This is a genomic window from Tardiphaga sp. 619_E2_N8_4 (genome assembly GCF_051810905.1).
GTDB lineage: Bacteria > Pseudomonadota > Alphaproteobacteria > Rhizobiales > Xanthobacteraceae > Tardiphaga > Tardiphaga robiniae.
Map to the genome: position 1 here is coordinate 3,201,395 of NZ_JBPWQJ010000001.1, position 20,747 is coordinate 3,222,141.

General features: G+C 60.9%; 18 protein-coding genes. 10 read left to right on the forward strand and 8 right to left on the reverse strand.

Going from position 1 to position 20,747, the window contains the following annotated elements:
* The first annotated feature begins 2 nt into the window (after positions 1-2).
* Entirely contained in the window at positions 3-788 is a 786-nt protein-coding gene (eutC, locus tag AB8A23_RS15220; RefSeq protein ID WP_439059184.1) for an ethanolamine ammonia-lyase subunit EutC, read from the forward strand.
* A gap of 247 nt (positions 789-1,035) precedes the next feature.
* The gene (locus AB8A23_RS15225; protein WP_439059182.1) at positions 1,036-3,375 is read left to right on the forward strand and encodes an efflux RND transporter permease subunit; all 2,340 of its coding nucleotides are present in this window, start codon (positions 1,036-1,038) and stop codon (positions 3,373-3,375) included.
* Positions 3,376-3,460: 85 nt separating this feature from the next.
* Here the strand turns inward: AB8A23_RS15225 and AB8A23_RS15230 are convergent, their stop codons facing one another.
* On the reverse strand, positions 3,461-3,961 hold the full coding sequence (locus tag AB8A23_RS15230) for a hypothetical protein (RefSeq protein WP_439059180.1): 501 nt from the start codon (positions 3,959-3,961) through the stop codon (positions 3,461-3,463).
* 430 nt (positions 3,962-4,391) lie between these two features.
* On the opposite strand from AB8A23_RS15230, the gene AB8A23_RS15235 reads away from it, so the two are divergent.
* From AB8A23_RS15235 to AB8A23_RS15260, 6 genes are all read left to right on the forward strand, one after another.
* On the forward strand, positions 4,392-4,634 hold the full coding sequence (locus tag AB8A23_RS15235) for a cysteine rich repeat-containing protein (protein ID WP_068735855.1): 243 nt from the start codon (positions 4,392-4,394) through the stop codon (positions 4,632-4,634).
* A 231-nt stretch (positions 4,635-4,865) separates the two neighbouring features.
* Positions 4,866-5,747: a squalene synthase HpnC gene (gene hpnC / locus AB8A23_RS15240; RefSeq protein WP_068735856.1), complete on the forward strand. Its 882-nt coding sequence runs from the start codon at positions 4,866-4,868 to the stop codon at positions 5,745-5,747.
* On the forward strand, positions 5,744-6,598 hold the full coding sequence (gene hpnD, locus AB8A23_RS15245; protein ID WP_374725736.1) for a presqualene diphosphate synthase HpnD: 855 nt from the start codon (positions 5,744-5,746) through the stop codon (positions 6,596-6,598). Before hpnC ends, hpnD begins: the two co-directional genes overlap by 4 nt.
* Positions 6,598-7,848, forward strand: a complete 1,251-nt coding sequence (hpnE, locus tag AB8A23_RS15250) for a hydroxysqualene dehydroxylase HpnE (protein ID WP_439059178.1) — start codon at positions 6,598-6,600, stop codon at positions 7,846-7,848. The genes hpnD and hpnE overlap by 1 nt, the downstream gene beginning before the upstream one ends.
* Before the next feature lie 42 nt (positions 7,849-7,890).
* A complete protein-coding gene (shc, locus tag AB8A23_RS15255; protein ID WP_439059176.1) occupies positions 7,891-9,864 on the forward strand; it encodes a squalene--hopene cyclase in 1,974 nt (657 codons plus the stop codon).
* Positions 9,861-10,595, forward strand: a complete 735-nt coding sequence (locus tag AB8A23_RS15260; RefSeq protein ID WP_439059174.1) for a phosphorylase — start codon at positions 9,861-9,863, stop codon at positions 10,593-10,595. The genes shc and AB8A23_RS15260 overlap by 4 nt, the downstream gene beginning before the upstream one ends.
* Positions 10,596-10,700: 105 nt before the next feature.
* Here the strand turns inward: AB8A23_RS15260 and hpnH are convergent, their stop codons facing one another.
* Positions 10,701-11,870, reverse strand: coding sequence for an adenosyl-hopene transferase HpnH (gene hpnH / locus AB8A23_RS15265; RefSeq protein ID WP_068735862.1), 1,170 nt, complete (start codon positions 11,868-11,870; stop codon positions 10,701-10,703).
* 21 nt (positions 11,871-11,891) lie between these two features.
* Positions 11,892-12,857: a 4-hydroxy-3-methylbut-2-enyl diphosphate reductase gene (gene ispH / locus AB8A23_RS15270; protein WP_439059172.1), complete on the reverse strand. Its 966-nt coding sequence runs from the start codon at positions 12,855-12,857 to the stop codon at positions 11,892-11,894.
* Between the two features lie 394 nt (positions 12,858-13,251).
* On the opposite strand from ispH, the gene AB8A23_RS15275 reads away from it, so the two are divergent.
* Positions 13,252-15,840 carry an MMPL family transporter gene (locus AB8A23_RS15275; RefSeq protein WP_439059171.1) on the forward strand — a complete coding sequence of 863 codons (2,589 nt, stop codon included), beginning with the start codon at positions 13,252-13,254 and terminating at the stop codon, positions 15,838-15,840.
* Here the strand turns inward: AB8A23_RS15275 and AB8A23_RS15280 are convergent.
* Positions 15,830-16,537: a DUF2147 domain-containing protein gene (locus AB8A23_RS15280; protein ID WP_439059169.1), complete on the reverse strand. Its 708-nt coding sequence runs from the start codon at positions 16,535-16,537 to the stop codon at positions 15,830-15,832. The two genes, AB8A23_RS15275 and AB8A23_RS15280, sit on opposite strands and share 11 nt — an antisense overlap.
* A gap of 99 nt (positions 16,538-16,636) precedes the next feature.
* Here AB8A23_RS15280 and hpnO point away from each other — a divergent pair, with 99 nt between their 5' ends.
* Positions 16,637-18,028, forward strand: a complete 1,392-nt coding sequence (hpnO, locus tag AB8A23_RS15285) for an aminobacteriohopanetriol synthase HpnO (protein ID WP_439059167.1) — start codon at positions 16,637-16,639, stop codon at positions 18,026-18,028.
* A 3-nt stretch (positions 18,029-18,031) separates the two neighbouring features.
* On the opposite strand, the gene AB8A23_RS15290 is transcribed toward hpnO, so the two are convergent.
* The 4 genes from AB8A23_RS15290 to AB8A23_RS15305 all read right to left on the reverse strand — a co-directional run bounded on the left by AB8A23_RS15290 (position 18,032) and on the right by AB8A23_RS15305 (position 20,716).
* Complete coding sequence (locus tag AB8A23_RS15290) at positions 18,032-18,784, reverse strand: anti-sigma factor family protein (RefSeq protein WP_439059165.1); 753 nt, start codon at positions 18,782-18,784, stop codon at positions 18,032-18,034.
* Positions 18,781-19,344: a sigma-70 family RNA polymerase sigma factor gene (locus tag AB8A23_RS15295; RefSeq protein WP_439059164.1), complete on the reverse strand. Its 564-nt coding sequence runs from the start codon at positions 19,342-19,344 to the stop codon at positions 18,781-18,783. The genes AB8A23_RS15290 and AB8A23_RS15295 overlap by 4 nt, the downstream gene beginning before the upstream one ends.
* Before the next feature lie 79 nt (positions 19,345-19,423).
* Complete coding sequence (locus tag AB8A23_RS15300; RefSeq protein ID WP_089265065.1) at positions 19,424-19,753, reverse strand: cupredoxin domain-containing protein; 330 nt, start codon at positions 19,751-19,753, stop codon at positions 19,424-19,426.
* Between the two features lie 12 nt (positions 19,754-19,765).
* The gene (locus AB8A23_RS15305; RefSeq protein WP_439059162.1) at positions 19,766-20,716 is read right to left on the reverse strand and encodes a metallophosphoesterase family protein; all 951 of its coding nucleotides are present in this window, start codon (positions 20,714-20,716) and stop codon (positions 19,766-19,768) included.
* Positions 20,717-20,747: the final 31 nt, after the last annotated feature.

A 20,747-nucleotide genomic window follows, 5' to 3' on the forward strand; every position in this document is an offset into this window, starting at 1 on the left:
TCATGACAGATCGGAATGATGTGACGCCACCGGTGCCGCAGCGCTCCCTCGCGGAGCTGCGGGCGCTGACGCCGGCGCGTGTAGGGCTCGGCCGGGCCGGCGCCAGCCTGACCACGCAGGCCCTGCTTGATTTCACGCTCGACCATGCCCGCGCACGTGACGCGGTCCATGCGCCCTTCGAGGCTGAAGCCATTGCGGCCGCGCTGGCCGGGCTGGGGACGAGCGCGTTGGTGGTGACGAGCCAAGTCGCGGATCGGGCCGACTATCTCAAGCGCCCCGATCTCGGCCGCCGATTGTCTCGCGAGTCACAGGAGTTGCTTGAAGGGCGCGACAGCGCCGCGTGCGATCTGGTGATCGTGATTGCGGACGGCCTGTCTCCGGCTGCGGTCAATGCGCATGCGCTTGGCCTGCTGGGTGCCTTAATGCCCAAATTGGCGGGGGTCGGGATCGGCGCTGTCGTGGTTGCCGGCGGCGCTAGGGTCGCGCTCGGCGACGAGATCGGTGCGTTATTGAGGGCCCGGATGACGATCATGCTGATCGGCGAACGTCCGGGTCTCTCGGCGCCGCAGAGTCTCGGTGCCTACCTGACCTTCGCACCGCAGCCGGGTCTGACGGACGCTGCGCGCAACTGCGTGTCGAACATCCAGGTGGCCGGTCTGTCCTTCGAGGAGGCAGCGAGCAAGATTGCCTGGCTGGCGCGCGAAGGGCTGAATCGCAACATCACCGGTGTGGCTCTGAAAGACGAAAGCGGTCTGCAACTGGTAGCACCGCTCGTTGCACCAGCATGAAACAACAGCCTCTGCGCTCCATTTTGTGACCTGAAACGCAACCTCGGCGCGCGCGCCGCCTTGCGATATGTCATACAGACCTGCTACATCTGCCCGCGGCAAATTTACCGCATGTTTTCAAGGGCTAGCGCTGTTCGGTCTCGCCGATTCCAGCCTTACTACTGCCCGCGACGCTTGCTAGGCAGACGCCGCTGACGACAGGACTGGATAGGGTATGCACGATACGGTTCCCCCCCACGACGCGGATATGAATAAATTGCGCAAGGGGCCGATCAGCATCGCCTTCGGGCTCGAGCGCATCGGTCTGATCGCGGTGAAGGCACCGGTCCTGTCTTGCGTGATCCTGCTCGCGCTGGTGATCGGTGCGATCTTTGGCATCCAGCGCATCAAGATCGACGATTCGCTAAGCCAGCTATTTCGTTCTGACAGCAAGGAATACAAGCAATACGAGGAAGTGACGAAGCGCTTCCCGTCCACCGAGTTCGACGTGCTCGTGGTGCTCGAAGGCAAGACGCTGCTTGCGCGCGACAATCTTGGAAAGATGCGCGACCTTGTCACCGACCTGCAATTGGTCGATGGCGTGCGGGGGCTGATCTCGATCTTCTCGGCGCGTCAGACGCCGGCCCCCGGCAAGTTGCCGGCAGCGCTGTTTCCCAACGATCTTCCTGAAGGCGCCGACTACGACAAGTTCATCGAGACGGTGAAGCAGAACGAGCTGATCCGCGGCAAGCTTTTGTCCGACGATGGAACTCTGGCGCTGGTGGTGCTGTCGCTCGACCCGGCCGTGGTCAGCAACAGCAAGCTCAGCAACGTCGTCGCCGATATCCGCAAGACCATGAATGAGGACCTGGCCAATAGCGGTCTGACCAAGGAATTGTCGGGCGTGCCGGTGATGCAGCTCGAAATCCGCAACGCGGTCGAGCGCGACGGCCTGATCTATAACATCGCCGGCATTCTCGCCGGCTGCGTCATTGCGATCATCTTCTTCCGCAAGATCTCGTTCATGATCATCGCGGCGTTTCCGCCGCTGCTGGCGATCCTGTTGTCGCTCGGCGCGCTCGGCTGGGCCGGCTTCAGCCTCAACATGTTCCTCAATGTGATGACGCCGCTGATCATGGTGATCAGTTTTGCCGACTCGATGCAGCTCACTTTCGCGGCGCGTGACCGGTTGATTGCAGGCGAGGACAAGTATTCGGCATTTACGAATGCAGTTCGTGTCGTGGGTCCGGCCTGCGTCCTCACCCATGGCACCGCCGGCATTTCGTTCCTGGCGTTGCAGTTCTCCGACTCGGACCTGATCCGCGCCTTCGGCGAGGCCGGTCTCACGGCGACCATCATCGCGCTGGTCGCGGTGCTGTCGCTGGTGCCGGTGTTCGGCGTGCTGCTGGTGCGTAACGAGAAGATCTTCGCCGCCAAGTTCCAGACCGCCGATGCCGGCGTGCAGGCGCTGCGCGCCTTCTGTTACTGGATCGCGGTGCGCATGGTCGGTCGTCCTGGCCTGTTCAGCCTGATCTCGCTCGTCGTCGTCGTTGGTCTCGGGATCGTTTACGCCAATCTCGAACCGCGCTATCGGCTGGCCGATCAGGTGCCGGACAAGGAGCAGGCGGTCGCCGCCAGCGGACGGCTCGACGCCAAGCTGACCGGCGCCAATCCGATCGACGTGCTGATCGAGTTTCCGAAGGGCGCGGATCTTTATTCGCCGGACACGTTGGCGACCATCGCCGAAGTCCACGCCATGGTCGAGAAGCAGGCGGGTGTCGGCAATGTCTGGTCGTTGGAAACGCTGCGGCGCTGGCTTGCGGAAAAGGCCGGCTCGTCGGATGTCGCGACGCTGAAGGAATATGTCAGCGTGATACCCGAACATCTGGTGCGCCGCTTCATCTCGGCGGACCAGACGGCGGTGGTGGTGTCCGGCCGCGTGCCTGACAGCGATTCGAGCAAGATCCTGCCGGTGGTCGACAAGCTCGACAATGCGCTGAACGCCGTTCGCACCAAGCACCCCGGCTATGAGATCGCGGTGACCGGCCTCTCGGCGATCGCGGCGCGTAACAGCGCCGGGATGATCGAGAAGCTCAATCACGGCCTGACCATCGAATTCGGATTGGTCGCCGTCTTCATCGGCCTCGCGTTCCGCTCGTGGGTGGTGATGCTGGCCTGTATCCTGCCGGGCATCTTCCCGGTGGTGCTGGCCGGCTTCGTATTGTGGTTGCTCGGGGAGGGGCTGCAATTCGCCAGTGTGGTGGCACTGACAGTGTCCTTCGGTCTCGGCCTTAGCGCCACGATCCACTTCCTCAACCGTTTGCGTCTGGAAGACACGCCGGGCACCGATCCCGCGATCGCCGTCGAGCGTGCGACTGTGCTCGTTGGTCCCGCGCTGATCCTGACGACGGTGGTGCTGGCCTGCGGCCTCGTGGTGACGGTGTTCTCGGATCTGCCGTCGCTGCGGCTGTTCGGCTGGCTCAGCGCCTTCTCGATGGTCGCGGCACTGGTGGCCGATCTGTTCATCCTGCGCCCGACCGCGATGTGGTTGATCAATCTTCAGCAGCGTCTCACCGGCAGTTCGGTTCTGGCGAAGCAAGAGAAGTAGTCAGCTACGCCACAGCAAAGGGCGATCAACAAAAAAGCCCCCGGATCGCTCCGGGGGCTTTTTTGTGAAGGTGTGCAAGCCGGCGTCAGCTCTTGACCATGCTGATCGAGACGCCGCGAATTTCGCCCTTGGAGCTGATCGATACCGACTGCTTGTTGCCGCGGGTCGTCAGCGTGATGTTGGCCGCAAAGCCCGCGGCCTCGACGAAGACGTCGATCTGGCCGCCGCCCGCCTTGCCGACCAGATTGCCGTAGACGTTGCGGCTGGCTTCGCTCCAGCTGCCGGACACGTTGTTGCCCTGGCTGGTGACATTGCTGGAGAGGTCGAACTTGTAGCTGTCGCTGGCGCAGCGCAGCGTCTGCGCCAGGGCGCTGCCGCCGCCATCCACCTTGTAGGTTGCCCGGCAGCGAATGCGCTCCGAGGAGCCGTCCGACATGGAGACCGTTCCGGTACCGCTCCAGGCCCCGTCGAAGCCGGCGAACGGTCCGGACTGGGCATGGCCTGCGGATACCGACAGCAGCAGGATCGCGCCAGCGCCAGCGGCCTTGAAGGCGTGCCCGAACCGCTTTGCAGAATGGAATGTCATGTAAGTTTTCCCAAAATAGCGCTGTGTAACCGAGTTATGCCGTGCCTCATCGAAGCTTAAGTGTCGCTGCACATCTTTAGGTTCAATAGAGCGATCATAATTGGACGATTGTAAAAGTAACATGTCACCGCCCACAAGCGCGAAGGTTCCCGTAGCGGAACGGGTGGAGGTGATGCGCGTCTGAACAATTGTCGTAAAACCTTATCTTGTCCTGGGGGGGGGGGGGGCGTCGCCAGTGCGGCCATATGCGCAAGTTTTCGCCGCATTTATTCGTGTCTGTGGTGGCGGGAATGTTCTGTGTCCTGATTGCATCCATCGCCGCGAATTCGCCGATGTGCCTGAAGATAAAGCCTTCCCGGCGATGCGAATGTTTCAGTTTATGCTATGCACCACACGGGCTGTGATCTCGTCACCATACTGAAGGAAGACAATGCGTAAATTTCTCCTGGTACTGTCCGTGCTTTCCGCATCTGCCTCGACCGGCGCATTGGCCCAGCAAAACCAGCCCCGCAGCGGCACCGACGCGGAGCAGAAGGCCTGCACCCGCGACGTGCAGAAGCTCTGCCGCGCCGTCATGGATCAGGGCGACCTCGTTGTTCTGTCCTGCCTGAAGGAAAACCGCCCCAAGATCAGCAAGGCCTGCAACGACGTGCTGGTCAGCCACGGCCAATAACCCCGCCCTAATGCGAGATTCCGGGCTCGTGGCGCCGCTTTGGTCTCGCCGCGAGCCCGCCAAGACGTGATCCGGCCCGGCACTGGCTGCGGCCGAAAGTGGCATATTGGCATTGGTTTCACCGGCCAATTTGCCCTATATGGGGGCTCGCGGCCGACCCCGCCTGCCGGTATTACCGGACCTTGGCGGCCCCCGAGCCACCCTGTTCAAATCCAACGTAGCCAGTTCTGGATGACCCCTGCGAGCGAACTGCGATCCGGCAAGACCGATCGTGACGAGAATTTTCCTGTCGCGTCGTGGATTATCCATCCGCGCCACCGGGCGCTGATTCTTGCCTTCTATAATTTCGTCCGGACCGCAGACGACATTGCCGATCACGCGCTACTCGATGCGCCTGCAAAACTGGCCCTGCTCGACGAGCTGGAGGCCGACTTGCTCGGTCAGGGTGACGGCCAGGCCGAAGCCGTCGTCCTGCGCGAGGCGCTCCAGATGCGCGAGATGCCCCCGCGTCATGCGCTCGACGTCCTGACAGCTTTTCGGATGGACGTGACCAAGCTGCGCTACGCCGACTGGGATGAGCTCATTCATTATTGTTCGTTCTCGGCGATGCCGGTCGGACGTTTCATGCTCGACGTGCACGGCGAAAGCAAAGCCACCTGGCCGGCGTCGGATGCGCTGTGCGCGGCCTTGCAGATCAACAATCACCTGCAGGATTGCGGCAACGACTATCGCGATCTCGATCGGGTCTACATTCCGCAGGACACGCTGGACCGGCACGGCGCCTCGGTGGAAGATCTCAAGCAGGCGAAGGCGTCGCCGGCGCTGCTGGCCTGTATTCGCGAGCTGGTCGCCAAGACCGAGACCCTGATGCATGAGAGCGAGACACTGACGGTCCATATCGCCGACGTCCGGCTGGGCTGCGATGTGGCCGTCATCGAGACTTTTGCCTGGCAGATCCTGAAGATGCTGAAGTTGCGCGATCCGCTCAGCGAGAAGGTTCACCTCTCTAAGGCCAGCATGGCTGGCTACGCGCTGGCCGGCATTGCCGGCGGGCTGTGGCGCCGCGCCACCACCAGCGCGCCGATGCCTCGTTCGACGACGCCGGGCGCATGAACCAGATGACGAGCCAGGTGAATAATAGCGAATCTCAGAGCGAGGTTCAGGGCGTTGCTGCCGGTAGCTCGTTCTATGCCGCGATGCGCATTCTGCCGCGTGCCCAGCGCGATGCGATGTTCCAGATCTACAGCTTCTGCCGTCAGGTCGACGATATCGCGGATTCCGATGGTCCGCGCGACGTCAGGCTCGCTGACATGCAGCAGTGGCGCGCAGATATCGATGCGCTCTATGCAGGCAATCCGCCAGCGCGTGTGCGCGACTATGCCGGGCCAATCAAGCAATTCGGCATGCGCAAGGAGGATTTCATCGCCGTCATCGACGGCATGGAGATGGATATCCCTGCAGATATTCGCGCGCCCGATGACGCAACGCTCGATCTGTATTGCGATCGTGTTGCCAGTGCCGTCGGACGCCTGTCGGTGAAGGTGTTCGGCATGCCGGACGAAGATGGCATTCTGCTTGCGCATCATCTCGGCCGTGCGCTGCAGATCACCAATATCCTGCGCGATATCGACGAAGACGCCGGTATCGGTCGTCTCTATCTGCCGCGTGAGCTGCTCTATCACGCCGGCATCACGTCGAGCGATCCCGACGTGGTGCGCGCCAGCCCGGCATTGCCGAAGGTCTGTGTGCCGCTGGTGAAGCGGGCGCAGGCGCATTTCGAAAAATCCGACGAGATCATGGCGCGTAACAAGCGCCGCGTGGTGCGCGCGCCGCGGATCATGTCGAAATATTATCACGCCATCCTGGAATTGCTGGTGGCGCGCGGCTTTGCTTTGCCGCGCGACCCCGTTCGTCTCGGCAAGGCCTCCAAGATAGCGATCCTGCTGCGATACGCGATCATCTGATGCAAAAGACCGCTCATATCATTGGTGCCGGCGTTTCCGGCCTGTCGGCCGCCGTGCGTCTCGTCAATGCCGGCTTCAAGGTCCACGTCCATGAGGCGACGCAGCAGGCCGGCGGCCGCTGCCGGTCGTATTTCGACGCGCAGACACAGCTCCAGATCGACAATGGCAACCATCTGGTTCTGTCGGGCAACAGCCATGTCGTCGCTTATGCAAAGTCGATCGGCACTGAAGCAGGGCTGGTTGGTCCGCAGCGGGCGCAATTTGCATTTGCGGATGCCAAGACTGGCAAGCGCTGGCAGCTCGATCTCGGCGATGGCAAGATCCCGACATGGTTGTTCGACAAGACGCGCCGCGTCCCGGACACATCAGTCGCCGATTATCTCGCGCTGTCGCCGCTGATCTGGTCATCGAATAGTCGCCTGGTCGGCGATGCCATTCGCTGTGAAGGCGTCCTCTACGATCGTCTGGTACAGCCACTGTTGCTGGCCGCGCTCAATGTCGATCCGCCGGAAGGTTCGGCTGGTCTGGCCGGCGCCATCGTGCGCGAAACGCTGCTGGCAGGCGGCCAGGCGTGCCGCCCGCTGATCGCGCGCGCTGGTCTTAGCGATGTTCTGGTCGAGCCTGCGATCGAATTGCTGCGTGCCAAGGGCGCCGGCGTTCATTTTGGTCATGAGCTGCGCGGTTACACCATGAGTGGTGATCGCGTCACCGAGCTGAAGTTTGGCGCTGATGACGTCATCACGCTTGGTGCGGACGACGTCGTGGTGATGGCTGTTCCGCCATGGGCCGCGAAGTCGCTATTGCCTGGTGTGAAGACGCCGACCGAATTCCGCGCGATCGTGAATGCGCATTTCAATTATGTTCCGCCAGCAGGCCACGCGCCGCTGATTGGCGTTGTCGGCGGTGTGGTGGAATGGCTGTTTGCTTTCCACAATCGCCTGTCGATCACGATCAGCAATGGCGACCGTTTCGTGAACACACCGCGCGAACAGTTTGCGCAACAGATCTGGGACGAGATCTGCAAGATTTCGAGTATCCAGGCGCCACTGCCGGCGTGGCAGATCGTGCGCGAGCGCCGCGCCACTTTTGCGGCTACGCCTGCCCAAGATGCCCTGCGTCCGGGCACGCGCACCGATTTCAAGAACCTGTTTCTTGCAGGCGATTGGACCGATACCGGTCTGCCGGCGACTATTGAGGGATCGGTGCGGTCGGGTGACCGCGCGGCCGATCTCGTTCTGGCGATGCGCTGACCGTTGCGCAGCCAGACGATCATTCACGACGAGTACGGAGATATGGCGAGCGAGATGCATTCGGTCAGTCCAGAGATCACAATTCAGAACGCGGCGCTCGAGACGAGCATCGCTTCGGCGAAGCAGGGCCTGCTGAAGTTCCGGCAGCCTGACGGCCATTGGGTATTTGAGCTCGAAGCCGACGGCACGATCCCGTCAGAATATGTGTTGTTGCGGCACTACCTCGGCGAGCCCGTCGATGCCGAGCTTGAAGGCAAGATCGCCAACTATCTGCGCCGCACCCAAGGCAAGCATGGCGGCTGGGCGCTGGTGCAGGACGGCGACTTCGACATGAGCGCCAGCGTGAAAGTGTATTTCGCGCTGAAGATGATCGGCGATTCGACCGACGCGCCGCATATGGTCCGCGCCCGCGAAGCGATCCGCTCGCGCGGCGGTGCCGCCAATGTGAACGTCTTCACGCGCTTTCTGCTGGCGATGTTCGGCATTCTCTCCTGGCGCGCCACTCCGGTGCTGCCTGTCGAGATCATGTTGCTGCCGATGTGGTTTCCGTTCCACCTCAACAAGATGTCCTATTGGGCGCGCACCACGATCGTGCCGCTCATGGTGCTCGCAGCGCTGAAGCCGCGCGCGCAGAACAAGAAGGGCGTCGGCATCGACGAGCTGTTCCTGGAAGATCCGTCCAAGGTCGGAGGCATTAAACGCGCGCCGCATCAGAGTCGCGCGATGTTCGCCTTCTTCACCGGCATCGACATTCTGCTCCGCGCCGCCGAACCGTATTTCCCAAAGAAACTCCGCGCCCATTCGATCGCGAAAGCCGTCGAGTTTTGCGAGGAGCGCCTGAACGGCGAAGACGGTCTCGGCGCGATCTATCCGCCGATGGCCAATATGGTCATGATGTATGAAGTGCTCGGCTTCCCCGCCGACTATCCGCCCCGCGCCATCCAGCGGCGCGGTATCGACAAGCTTCTGATTGTCGGTGAGGTCGAAGCCTATTGCCAGCCTTGCGTATCGCCAGTGTGGGACACCGCGCTGACCGCGCATGCGATGCTGGAGACCGGCGGCGATGAAGCGTTCGGTCCGGCGAAAGAAGGGCTCGACTGGCTGGCGACGAAGCAGGTGCTCGACGTGAAGGGCGACTGGGCGGTGAAGCGGCCGGACCTGCGTCCGGGCGGCTGGGCGTTCCAGTACAACAACGCCTATTACCCGGATCTCGACGACACAGCTGTGGTGATGATGGCGATGGACCGCGCACGCCGTCAGACCGGTGGCAAGGAATACGACGTTGCGCTCGATCGCGGCCGGGAGTGGATCCTGGGCATGCAGAGCAGCGACGGCGGCTTCGCGGCGTTCGAGGTCGATAACCTCGAATATTACCTCAACAACATCCCGTTCTCGGACCATGGCGCACTGCTCGATCCGCCGACAGAGGACGTCACCGCGCGCTGCGTCTCGATGCTGGCGCAGCTTGGCGACACCGTCGAGACCTCGAAGCCGCTGGCAGACGGTGTGGAATATCTGCGCCGTACCCAGCTCGCGGAGGGCTCCTGGTATGGCCGCTGGGGCCTGAACTACATCTACGGCACCTGGTCGGTGCTGTGCGCTCTCAATGCTGTTGGCATCGACCACCAGGATCCGGCGTTCCGCAAGGCGGTGGGCTGGCTGCTCTCGATCCAGAACGAGGACGGCGGCTGGGGCGAAGATGCGGTCAGCTATCGACTCGACTACAAGGGATTCGAGGCGGCCCCGAGCACGTCGTCGCAAACGGCATGGGCTTTGCTTGCCCTGATGGCGGCGGGCGAGGTCGATAATCCGGCTGTCGCCCGTGGAACGCGGTACCTGATGGACACACAGACGGAAAAAGGACTCTGGGACGAGGCCCGTTACACGGCTACCGGCTTCCCCCGCGTGTTTTATCTGCGTTATCATGGCTACTCGAAATTCTTCCCGCTCTGGGCGTTGGCGCGGTTCCGGAACTTGAAGAGCACCAACAGCAAGACGGTAGGGGTTGGGATGTGATTTTGGGCGATGGGGGCATTTCGACCGCGGGCGATACAACCGACCCGCGGCCGGTATTGATCGTCACGGGGCTGGTCCAGGAAGCGAAGATCGCTGCCGGGCCGGGAACGACCGTGATTTGCAGTTCAAGTGACCCTGTCCAGCTCCGCAGCCTGCTGGCTGACTTCGACCCCGCCACCATCCGCGGCGTCATCAGCTTTGGCGTCGCCGGCGGCCTCGATCCCGATCTCAAATCAGGCGCTGTCGTTGTGGCCACGGAAGTGGTGGCCGGTAACAGCCGTTGGTCAGCGTCCGAGGTCCTTAGCGACGAACTGATCGCCGGTGCCGGCGTCGGCCGCCAGAAGGTGTTTCGCGGCGGTCTGGTTGGTGTCGAAAAGGTCGTGACGGGGCAGGCCGGCAAGGCCGCGCTGCGCTCGGAATTCGGCGCCGCTGCCGTCGATATGGAAAGCCACATCGCCGCTGAATTTGCCGCCATGGCCGGACTGCCGTTCGCCGCACTGCGCGTCGTCAGCGATCCCGCCCATCGCGCCCTGCCGGAAATCGCCACCACTGCGATCAAACCCAATGGTGATGTCGATCTGCGCAAGGTGCTGCGCGGCATTGCCCGCAATCCGCTGGTGATTCGGGCGCTGGTTTCGACCGGGCGCGACTTCAATCGCGCGCTACGCAGCCTGCGGGACTGCCGCAGCTATTTGCTCGGGCACACGAACCTCGTTTCCGCGGACGTCTGAGCGCTACTCTGGCGGTGTTTGCCGGGCGTCTCGCGAATTCAATCTTTCAAAGAAAAAGGGCGCGATCTGCATCGCGCCCTTTTTTTATATTCAGCTTGAAATTGCTCAGGCGGCGGTCGAAGCCTTCTGCGCCTTTTCCTCTGCCTTGGCGGCAGCGGCGACAGCTTCTTCCTTGCGGATGTCCGACAGGCGCTTCTGCACTTCCGACGAGAACACGTACTGTGCCGGACGCTGCTTGGTAAGGTCGATTTCCGGCGCCATCGGGCCCGACGTTTTCACGCCGCGCATCGCCACCCACATGGCCTTGAACGGGTTGCTGATGGCTTCGTCCGCGGCGGTCGGCTCGTAGCCGCAATGGGCCATACAGTCGGCGCACTTCTCGTACTTGCCGGTGCCGTAGGTGTCCCAATCGGTGGTGTCCATCAATTCCTTGAAGGTCTTGGTGTAGCCTTCACCGAGCAGGTAGCAGGGCTTCTGCCAGCCGAAGATGTTGCGTGCGGGCATGCCCCACGGCTTGCACTCGTATTCCTGGTTGCCGGCGAGAAAGTCCAGGAACAGGCCGGAATGCATGATGTTCCACTTCTTGCCCTTGCCGAGTGCAAAGACGTCGCGGAACAGCTTTTTGGTCTTGGTGCGGTTCAGGAAGTGCTCCTGATCCGGTGCGCGCTCATAGGCATAGCCCGGCGACATCGAGACGCCGACGCCGAGCTCAACGGTGTAGTCGAGGAACTTGGCAATGTCCTCGGCCGCATGGCCGTCGAAGATGGTCGCGTTGACGTTGACGGCGAAGCCCTTGGCCTTGGCGGCCTTGATCGCGGAGACGGCGCGGTCGAACACGCCTTCCTGCGACACGGCCTTGTCGTGATGATCCTTGAGGCCGTCGAGATGCACCGAGAAGAACAGGTAGGGCGACGGCGTGAACAGGTCGAGCTTCTTCTCAAGCAGCAGCGCGTTGGTGCAGAGCGAGACGAACTTCTTGCGCTCGACCAGGCCACGCACGATCTCACCGATTTCCTTGTGGATCAGCGGCTCGCCGCCCGGGATCGCAACCATCGGCGCGCCGCACTCATCGGCGGCATCCCAGCATTCCTGCGCCGACATGCGGCGGTTGAGGATAGCGTTCGGATAGTCGATCTTGCCACAGCCGACACAGGCCAGGTTGCAGCGGAAAAGTGGCTCCAGCATCAGCACCAGCGGATAGCGCTTCTGGCCAGTCAGCTTCTTCTTCAACAGATAGGAGCCGATCTTCATTTCTTTAAAAAACGGAATGGCCATTTCGAATTTTCTCTCTGCGCATCACATCGTGACGAAGGTGGATCGAACCGCGGTCAGTTCGGCGGGTAGCTTGAATTCGATATTCTCTTCACGTCCGGGCAACACCGACACCGCAACCGGTCCGATCCGCCGTAAGGTCTCGATCACGTCATCTACAAGCACTTCTGGCGCGGATGCGCCAGCCGTGATGCCTACGGCACGCGCATCCTTCAACCAGGCGGGGTTGAGTTCGCTGCCATCGGCAATGAGGTAACTTGCGACACCGACTTCGGTGCCGATTTCGCGCAACCGGTTCGAGTTGGAACTGTTGGTCGCTCCGACGACCAGGATGACGTCCACAAGTTTGCTGAGGTCTCTTACCGCAGATTGGCGGTTTTGTGTTGCATAGCAGATATCGCGGGTATCGGGGCCCTCAATGTCACTGAAACGCTGTTCCAGGGCCAAAATGATGTCCTTGGTGTCATCCACGCTGAGGGTCGTCTGGGTGATATAGGCGACCGGTTCCTGCGGTGGCAGCGTCAGCGTCTTCACGTCCTCAACGCTCTGAACAAGGTAAACCGGGCCGGGTACCTGTCCCATGGTACCGTCGACCTCCGGATGGCCTGCGTGGCCGATCAGGATGACCTTACGGCCCTTGGACATGTACCGCTTGCCCTGGTTGTGGACCTTGGTAACAAGCGGGCAAGTTGCATCCAAAATAGGCAAGCCACGGGTAGCCGCTTCTTCCTCGACGCTCCGGGCGACGCCATGGGCGCTGAAGACGGTCATGGCATTCGGAGGTACTTCGGAGAGTTCCTCGACGAAAATGGCGCCCTTAGCCTTCAGGCTCTCGACTACGTATTTGTTATGGACGATCTCATGGCGGACATAGACCGGCGCCCCGTAGCGTTCGAGAGCACGCTCTACGATCTCGATGGCACGCACGACGCCCGCGCAGAAGCCGCGCGGCTGAGCCAGAAAGATTTCAAGGGGACGACGATCAAGCACGTGGTACAAAGTCCATAATTGATTCCGGTATAATCCTTAATTCTGTACCACAATCAGGCACATATCCAGCCCAGCTGGATATTTGAGCCGTTCTGTGTGACAAAAATCACTCAGTATGCAATCACGAACCGAAAACGTGGTTTGCGACGACTGGCCGGGTTGCGGTAATATCTTGCGGTTGCGCCACAAGAACCTGAAAACTCTCACTTGTTCGTCACTTTACGGCGCGACGAGGCGTCGCTAACACGGCCGTTGCTACGGTGATCAGCACGTTTTATGCCATCCCATCACATTGCTGAAAGCAAAGCGCATCCAATGCGAAAGTAATGGTTTGCGGAACCCTCCCTCGTGAACCGCATTCTTTGCGAGCCTCGCCCAAATAGAAAGAAAAAGCGTGCTGACAAGAGTTGTCGTCTCGATCGTGAACTTCTGCACCCGGTTTGCCCTGCCGGTGGTGCTCGTTTGTGTGCTTCTTTCGATTGGCGCGAGCTATTACACGGCGAAGAATTTCTCGATCAATACAGACATCAACAAGCTGATCTCGCCCAATCTCGATTGGCGTCAGCGCGACATCGCCTTCGACAAGGCCTTCGACCAGGAGCGCCTGATCATCGCGGTGGTTGAGGCGCCCACGCCTGAATTCGCCAATGCCGCAGCTAATGCGATGGAAGCGAAGCTGGTCACCAACAAGACGGATTTCGACTCGGTTCGCCGATTGGATGGCGGAGCGTTCTTCGAGAAAAACGGCTTGCTGTTCCTGCCGACCAAGGAAGTTGCGCAACTGACGGGCCAGTTCCAGCAAGCTGCTCCGCTGATCGAAATCATGGCCGGCGATCCAAGCCTGCGCGGTCTCACCGGCGCGCTGGAGACCGGCCTCACCGGCATTCGTCGGGGGCAGCTTCAGCTCGACGCCGCAGCGCCGACCTTCAACGCCGTCTCGCAGACAATCGAAGACGTGCTGAAAAACGGCAAGGGCACCTTCTCATGGCGCGGGCTGGTCAGCGACAAGCCTCTGACGGATGGCGACAAGCGCGGCTTCATCGAAATCAAGCCTATCCTCGACTTCAACGCGCTTGAGCCCGGCAAGACCGCGACAGATGCGATCCGGCAGGCTGCCATCGACCTGAACATCGCTGGCGAATACGGCGCACGCGTGCGGTTGACCGGCCCGGTCCCCATCGCAAACGAGGAATTCTCCACTGTGCAGGATGGAGCCATCGTCAACGGGATCGGTACGGTTTTGATCGTGCTGGTCATCCTCTGGATGGCGCTGCACTCGGCCAAGATCATCGTTTCCGTGTTCGCAACTCTGTTCGTCGGCCTCGTCACAACGACCGCCGTCGGTCTTATGATGGTTGGCTCGCTGAACCTACTGTCGATTGCATTTGCCGTGTTGTTCGTCGGCTTGGGTGTCGATTTCGGCATCCAGTTCAGCGTGCGTTATCGCTCCGAGCGTTACAAGAACGACAACCTGCCGCTGGCTTTGACGAAGGCTGCCGAATATTGCGCCGTGCCGCTGTCGCTCGCCGCTTTCGCAACGGCTGCCGGCTTTCTGTCGTTCCTGCCGACCGATTACAAAGGCGTGTCCGAACTCGGCAAGATCGCCGGCGCCGGCATGATGATCGCGTTCCTGACCAGCATCACCGTTCTGCCGGCATTGCTCGACCTCTTGAATCCCGCGGGCGAAAAGGAGCCCGTCGGTTATGCGTTCCTGGCACCTGTCGACCGTTTCCTGGAAGAGAAGCGCTTCTGGATTATCGGCATCACACTGGCGCTCACGATCGCCGGTCTGCCGTTGCTCTACTTCCTGAAGTTCGACTTCAATCCGATCAACCTGCGCAATCCGAATGTCGAGTCGATCGCGACCTTCCTCGATCTGCGCAAGGATCCGAACACCGGCGCCAATGCCGTCAATATCATGGCGCCGAACGAGGCCGCTGCGAAGCAGGTCGAAGAACGTCTCTCGAAGGTCCCGGAAGTTGCTCGTACGATTTCGCTCGGCAGCTTCGTGCCTGAGGATCAGCCCGCCAAGCTGAAGGCGATCCAGGAGGGCGCGAAGATACTCGAGCCGGCTTTGAACCCTGAGTCGATCGACAAGGCGCCAACCGATGCGGAAAATGTCACCTCTCTGAAGGACTCCGCGGCGAGCCTGCGCAAACTTGCGGGAACGCAGACCAGTCCCGGCGCTGTCGCCGCGAAGCGTCTGGCGGATGCATTGGCCAAGACCGCTGATGCTAGCCAGCCTGTGCGCGATCAGGTGCAGGCGACCTTTGTGGTGCCGCTCAAGCTTGCGTTGGGGCAATTGCGTAATCTGATGCAGGCGAGCCCGATCAGTTTGCAGACCTTGCCAGCCGAATTGGTGAATTCGTGGAAGACTAAGGACGGCCAGATCCGCGTCGAGGCGCAGCCCAACGGCGATCCGAACGATAACGACACATTGCGCAAGTTCGCCGATGCCGTGCTGAAGTCCGAGCCGCTCGCCGTCGGTGGTCCGATCTCGATCCTGAAGTCGGGCGACACCATTGTCACCGCCTTCATTCATGCAGGCATCTGGGCGCTGCTTTCGATCTCGTTATTGCTGTGGCTGGCTTTGCGGCGCATCAGCGACGTGTTGCTGACTATCGTTCCCTTGCTGGTGGCGGGAACGGTTACGCTGGAGATCTGTGTGTTGATCGGCTTGCCGCTGAACTTCGCCAACATCATCGCGCTGCCGCTGCTGCTCGGCGTCGGCGTGGCGTTCAAGATCTACTATGTGACGGCCTGGCGGGCAGGCTACAAAAACCTGCTGCAGTCATCGCTGACACGCGCGATTTTCTTTAGCGCGCTGACGACTGCCACGGCGTTCGGCAGCCTGTGGCTGTCGAACCATCCGGGCACCGCGAGCATGGGTAAACTGCTCGCGATGTCCTTTGTCGTGACGCTGGCGGCCGTGCTGCTCTTCCAGCCGGCTCTTATGGGTAAGCCGCGCGAGACTAGTGAGTGACCTTGTTGATCTCGGGCAGCAGGCAGATATCGCCGATATCGGCCGGCTGTCCCGGCAACGGCGCTGCAGCGGTTTTCTGACCGGTAGGAGCGGCGGCCTTGGGGGCGCCGGCAGCGGGAGCCGGTGCAGCCTTGGGTGCAGCAGCAGCCGTCGGAGTAGCCGCTGGGGCCATCTTGCCGCCGGTGGCAGCGCCCGCCTTAGGCAGGGCACCCTTGGCGGTGAGGTTCGAGGGGCTCGATGGAATCGACGGGCCTACGCGCGTCCAGGTCTGACCGCCGCACAGGAAACCAAGGACGCATCCTTCGATTTCAAGTTCGTCAGCAGTATCACCGAGCTTGATCGTCGATTTATAGAATTTTCCGTCCTTGGCATTGTAGACCTGACCCGCCCATTTGTCGTTTGCGGCATTCTTTTTCATGTCCAGCAATGTCACGATGCCCAGAGTGGGGCGCGCCTTCTTGGTGGCATCGGGATTGTTCTTGTCGATCCCGCCGGGGGTCTTTTCCCAGGCTACGGCCCCCCACATGCTGCCACCGCATTCAGCAACACGAATATGCGCGACGCCGTCCTCGACCTTCCAATCGCCGGTCGGATCAGCTGCAAATGCGGGAGCCAGCCCTGCCGAAAACAAGCCTGCCGAAAAAAGGATTCCGCAATATGTAAGAGTACGCGTAGTAATGCGTGGGCGCTGCAACATGTTTAGACCTATGCTTAAGTAGCGGTTCTCGGCGAAGTCAAATCGCCGCATTTACGGTTTTCAGTTGACGAAGCGACCATCAACCGACGTATGTAACTCATGGTATATCCGAATCTAGACGTTTCCGAGATGTTTGTTGAACGGGAGGCGCAGCGTAGCTCGATGCATACGCGCCATCTCAATGAACAGCTCGTTCGAGTCCTCAAGACCATCGGATATGACGTTGGCTTTCAGCGAGGCACCGGCCAGTATTTGTTCGACCGGGACGGCGCCCGTTATCTCGATCTACTGAGCGGATTTGGCGTTTTTGCGATTGGCCGGAACCATCCGGTGATGCGGAATGCGCTCAAAAGCGTGCTCGACGCCGACATGCCCAATTTGGTGCAAATGGATGTTTCCACACTCGCAGGTATCCTCTCAGAGAAGCTGCTGGAAAACGTCCCCTATATGGACAAGGTGTTTTTCGCGAACTCGGGCGCGGAAACCGTCGAGGCGGCGATCAAATTTGCTCGCAATGCGACCGGCCGCGACGGGATCGTATATTGCGATCACGCCTATCACGGACTAACCTATGGCGCGCTGTCACTGACCGACGACGCCAATTTCCGCGCCGGTTTCGGCCCGCTGCTCTCGGGCTGCACCACGGTGCCATTCAACGACCTCGAAGCGTTGGAGAAGGCGCTGTCGTCCAAGCAGGTTGCCGGCTTCATCGTCGAACCGATCCAGGGCAAAGGCGTCAACCTGCCCACCGATGAATTCCTGTCGGGCGCTGCTGCGCTGTGCCGCAAATACGGCACGCTGTTCATCGCCGATGAAATCCAGACCGGCCTCGGACGCACCGGAAAATTTCTGGCGATCGAGCACTGGAATGTCGAACCCGACATGATCCTTCTCGCAAAGGCCTTGTCGGGAGGTCATGTTCCTGTTGGCGCGCTGCTGACGCGAAAAAGCATCTTCGACAAGATCTTCAACCGGATGGATCGTTCGCTGGTCCATGGTTCTACCTTTGGCAAGAACGATCTGGCGATGGCCGCCGGTATTGCCACGCTGGAGATCATGAAGCACGAGAAGCTGGTCGAGAACGCGGCCAAGCGCGGTGCCGAATTGCGGCTCGCTCTGCAGAATATGATTCCCGAATTCGAGCTTCTGAAAGAAGTGCGCGGCAAAGGTCTCATGATCGGTGTCGAATTCGGCCCGCCGAAGTCGCTGCGCCTCAAGGCATCGTGGAACATCCTGGAGTCGGCCAGCAAAGGCCTGTTCTGCCAGTTGATCACCGTGCCGCTGTTCAAGGAGCAGAAGATCCTGACCCAGGTCTCCGGCCACGGCAGTCACACCATCAAGCTGCTGCCGCCGCTGGTGGTCACCGAGGAAGACGGCAAGTGGATCGAGAACTCGTTCCGTACCGTGATCGCCGATAGCCACAAGGTTCCTGGTGCGATCTGGTCGCTCGGCAAGACGCTGGTCGACAACGCCGTGCGGAAGTCAGCCTAGGTTTCAGCTCGCCCCCGTTGCAAGTTCAACCTTGCTGCCGAAATCAGCAAGTTCATCGGCGTTCAAATCGCTGACCGCCCAGTAGGTCAGGCCGCGCTCGCTCCAGTGGCGAATGTTGAAGCCCTGAACGGTCTCGATCTTGGCCATCCGTGATTCTGCATTTGTCGTCTGTGCAACGAACAGATTGATCACATGGGTGCGCCGCCGGTAGACGATGGCACCGATCGTTCGTCCATTGACATAATCAAGCCGCCCGCCGATGAGCGTGAAACCTTGCGCGGTGAGATCGACAACCGGCGGCGCCACGTCAAGCCGACCGTTGAACCAGGGCTTCACCGTGTGCTGATCGGTGGAGAGCACATCGGTGAGGTGCCCGGCCTGCAGCGCGCGCAGATGCGCCGACACCACCTCCGAAAGAATGCGCTGCTCGTCTTCATGGCGAAGTACGACGACGACGAGGCCGGTCGCAGCTACAGCGGACAACACCGATCCCATCGCGAAGCCTTTCAGCACGGCGCGACGATTTGGCGTGTGAGCCTTGGGGAGCGCCGCCTCGATGCGCTGGCGTAGCTGTGGAGGCGCCGTAAAATGCAGATCGCTGGCGGCCATTGCGGATCGCATGTCGCGATAGGTGTTCAGTTGAGCAGCGCAGCGTTGGCACGTGGCAATGTGCGCCTCGACCTCACGGACATGCCCGGCGTCGAGCTCGTCATCGAGCAATGCGTGAAGAAGAATCTCGGCCTCGTCGCAGGTCATTTGTGTGGCTCCTCTTCAGCCATCCATGCGATCCGGAGCATCGCGCGTGCGCGGGCGAGGCGTGACATCACGGTGCCGATGGGCGCGCCGACGATGTCGGAAACCTCCCGGTAAGACAGGTTTTGCATTTCTCGCAGCACGAGGATTTCCCTGAACGGCTCGGCAAGCGCGCTCACGAGACGCTGGATCGTCGTGGCATCGCGACGTCGGAGCAATTCCGCCTCCGGTGAAGCTTGTGCCTCATGCCAGAGCGGCGCGGCTTCCTGCGACTCTGCCTCGGCGATTTCGGCGATCGGGGTTGGTGAGTTCATGCGACGGGCGAACTCCGCATGGCAGATATTGCGCAGGATGGCGAACAGCCATGGTTTGATTGCAGGGCCACGATAGCTGTCGAAATGTTTCAGCGCGCGCAGATAGCATTCCTGGACGGCGTCTTCGGCGGCGTCGGCATCGCACAGCAGATAGCGGGCGAGCGTATAGACGTCGTCGAGGCATGGCAGCGCGGCGTCGCGAAAACGGCGCGTCCTTTCGCCATCGTCGTCAGCTCTGTGCGCTGGCATCGACTTGTCCTTGCCGGCCGATGCCCGGCTGCCGGGTTTCCAGAGGCCGGGCATCGTTGTGATGCCTTGGTTTTGGCTGCTACTCAACCTTGATCATCCCCGTCATATGCGGATGCAGCGAGCAAAAATACGCGTAGTCACCTGGTGACGTGAACGTGAAGGAATAGCTGTCGTCAGTGTCGAGTGTTTTCGACCTGAATTTTCCGGCTGAGACCACGGCGTGCGGGATGTCGTCTCGGTTCTTCCAGGTGACGGTCGTGCCGACCTTGATGGTGAGCTGCGCCGGCTCGAAGGTGAAGTTGTCGATCATCACCGCGAGGTCTTCGCACCGCGCCGCTGTCATGCAAGCGGTCATGACGGCAAGAACGGCGACACGGATGCAGATGTTGCGTAAGGCGACGGATGTCATGTTGCGATGCCCTCAGCCTTGCAACTGGGTATCGATGATGGCGAGGCGTTCATCGCCGGGTTTGAAGATGATGCTGGCGATGCCCAGCAGGCCGCGTAATTTGTCGTCGGCCACCTTCATGGGGCCGGGTGAGGGCGCTGTCCCCGGTGCCGGTTGTGGAAACGCAGTAGAGCGTGCGGTGTGGAACGTGACGTTGCCTTCTACTTTCTGCATCACCTGATGGATATGGCCGTTCAGCACCGTGACCGAGCCAAAGCCCTTGAGGTAGTCCAGCGCGCGTGCTCCGTCTTCGGTGCCCCATCCCCAGGTCGGATAAACGGTCCAGAGTGGAATATGCGCAAACACCACGATAGGTGTCGATTTTGATCGGCCGCGAAGATCGTCCTCCAGCCACGCGAGTTGTTCGGCGCCGAGGTTTCCAAGTCCGCCGGCTTTGAGATCGACGACGTTCACAAGCCCGATGAAGTGTACGCCGCTTGCGTCGAAGGAATACCAGCCGGAGCCCTTGGTCCCACGTCCGTAGCGCTCGCGGTAGAGCTTGACCTCCTCGTCGATGAAATCATGTTCTCCCGGAACGTAATGCACATCGAGCCGCGCCTGCGAGATGATGCGGTCGGCATCGTCGAATTCGGAGGCCTTGGAGAGGTGACTGATATCGCCGGTATGGATCATGAACGACGGCTTCACCGGCATGGCTTTGATCCGGCCGATGGCTTCCTCGAGCGTACCGATGGCGTTGGGATTGGCCGGCTTGTCGAAGCCGATATGGCTGTCGCTGATCTGCAGGAAGGTCAGGCCGGTGGGCTCTGCCGCTTGTGCCGAATCAATCAGCCCAAGGGCGTGCGGAACGCCGCCGGCGATGCTCCAGAGTACGCCGGTGCCGGCCCAGGTCATGCACTCCAGTACCTTTCGACGGCTCAGTCTCGGGTCGTCCTGGGAATGATCGTGATCGAATGCACTCATCGCCAATCTCCATCGCCCTGGATTGGGCTAT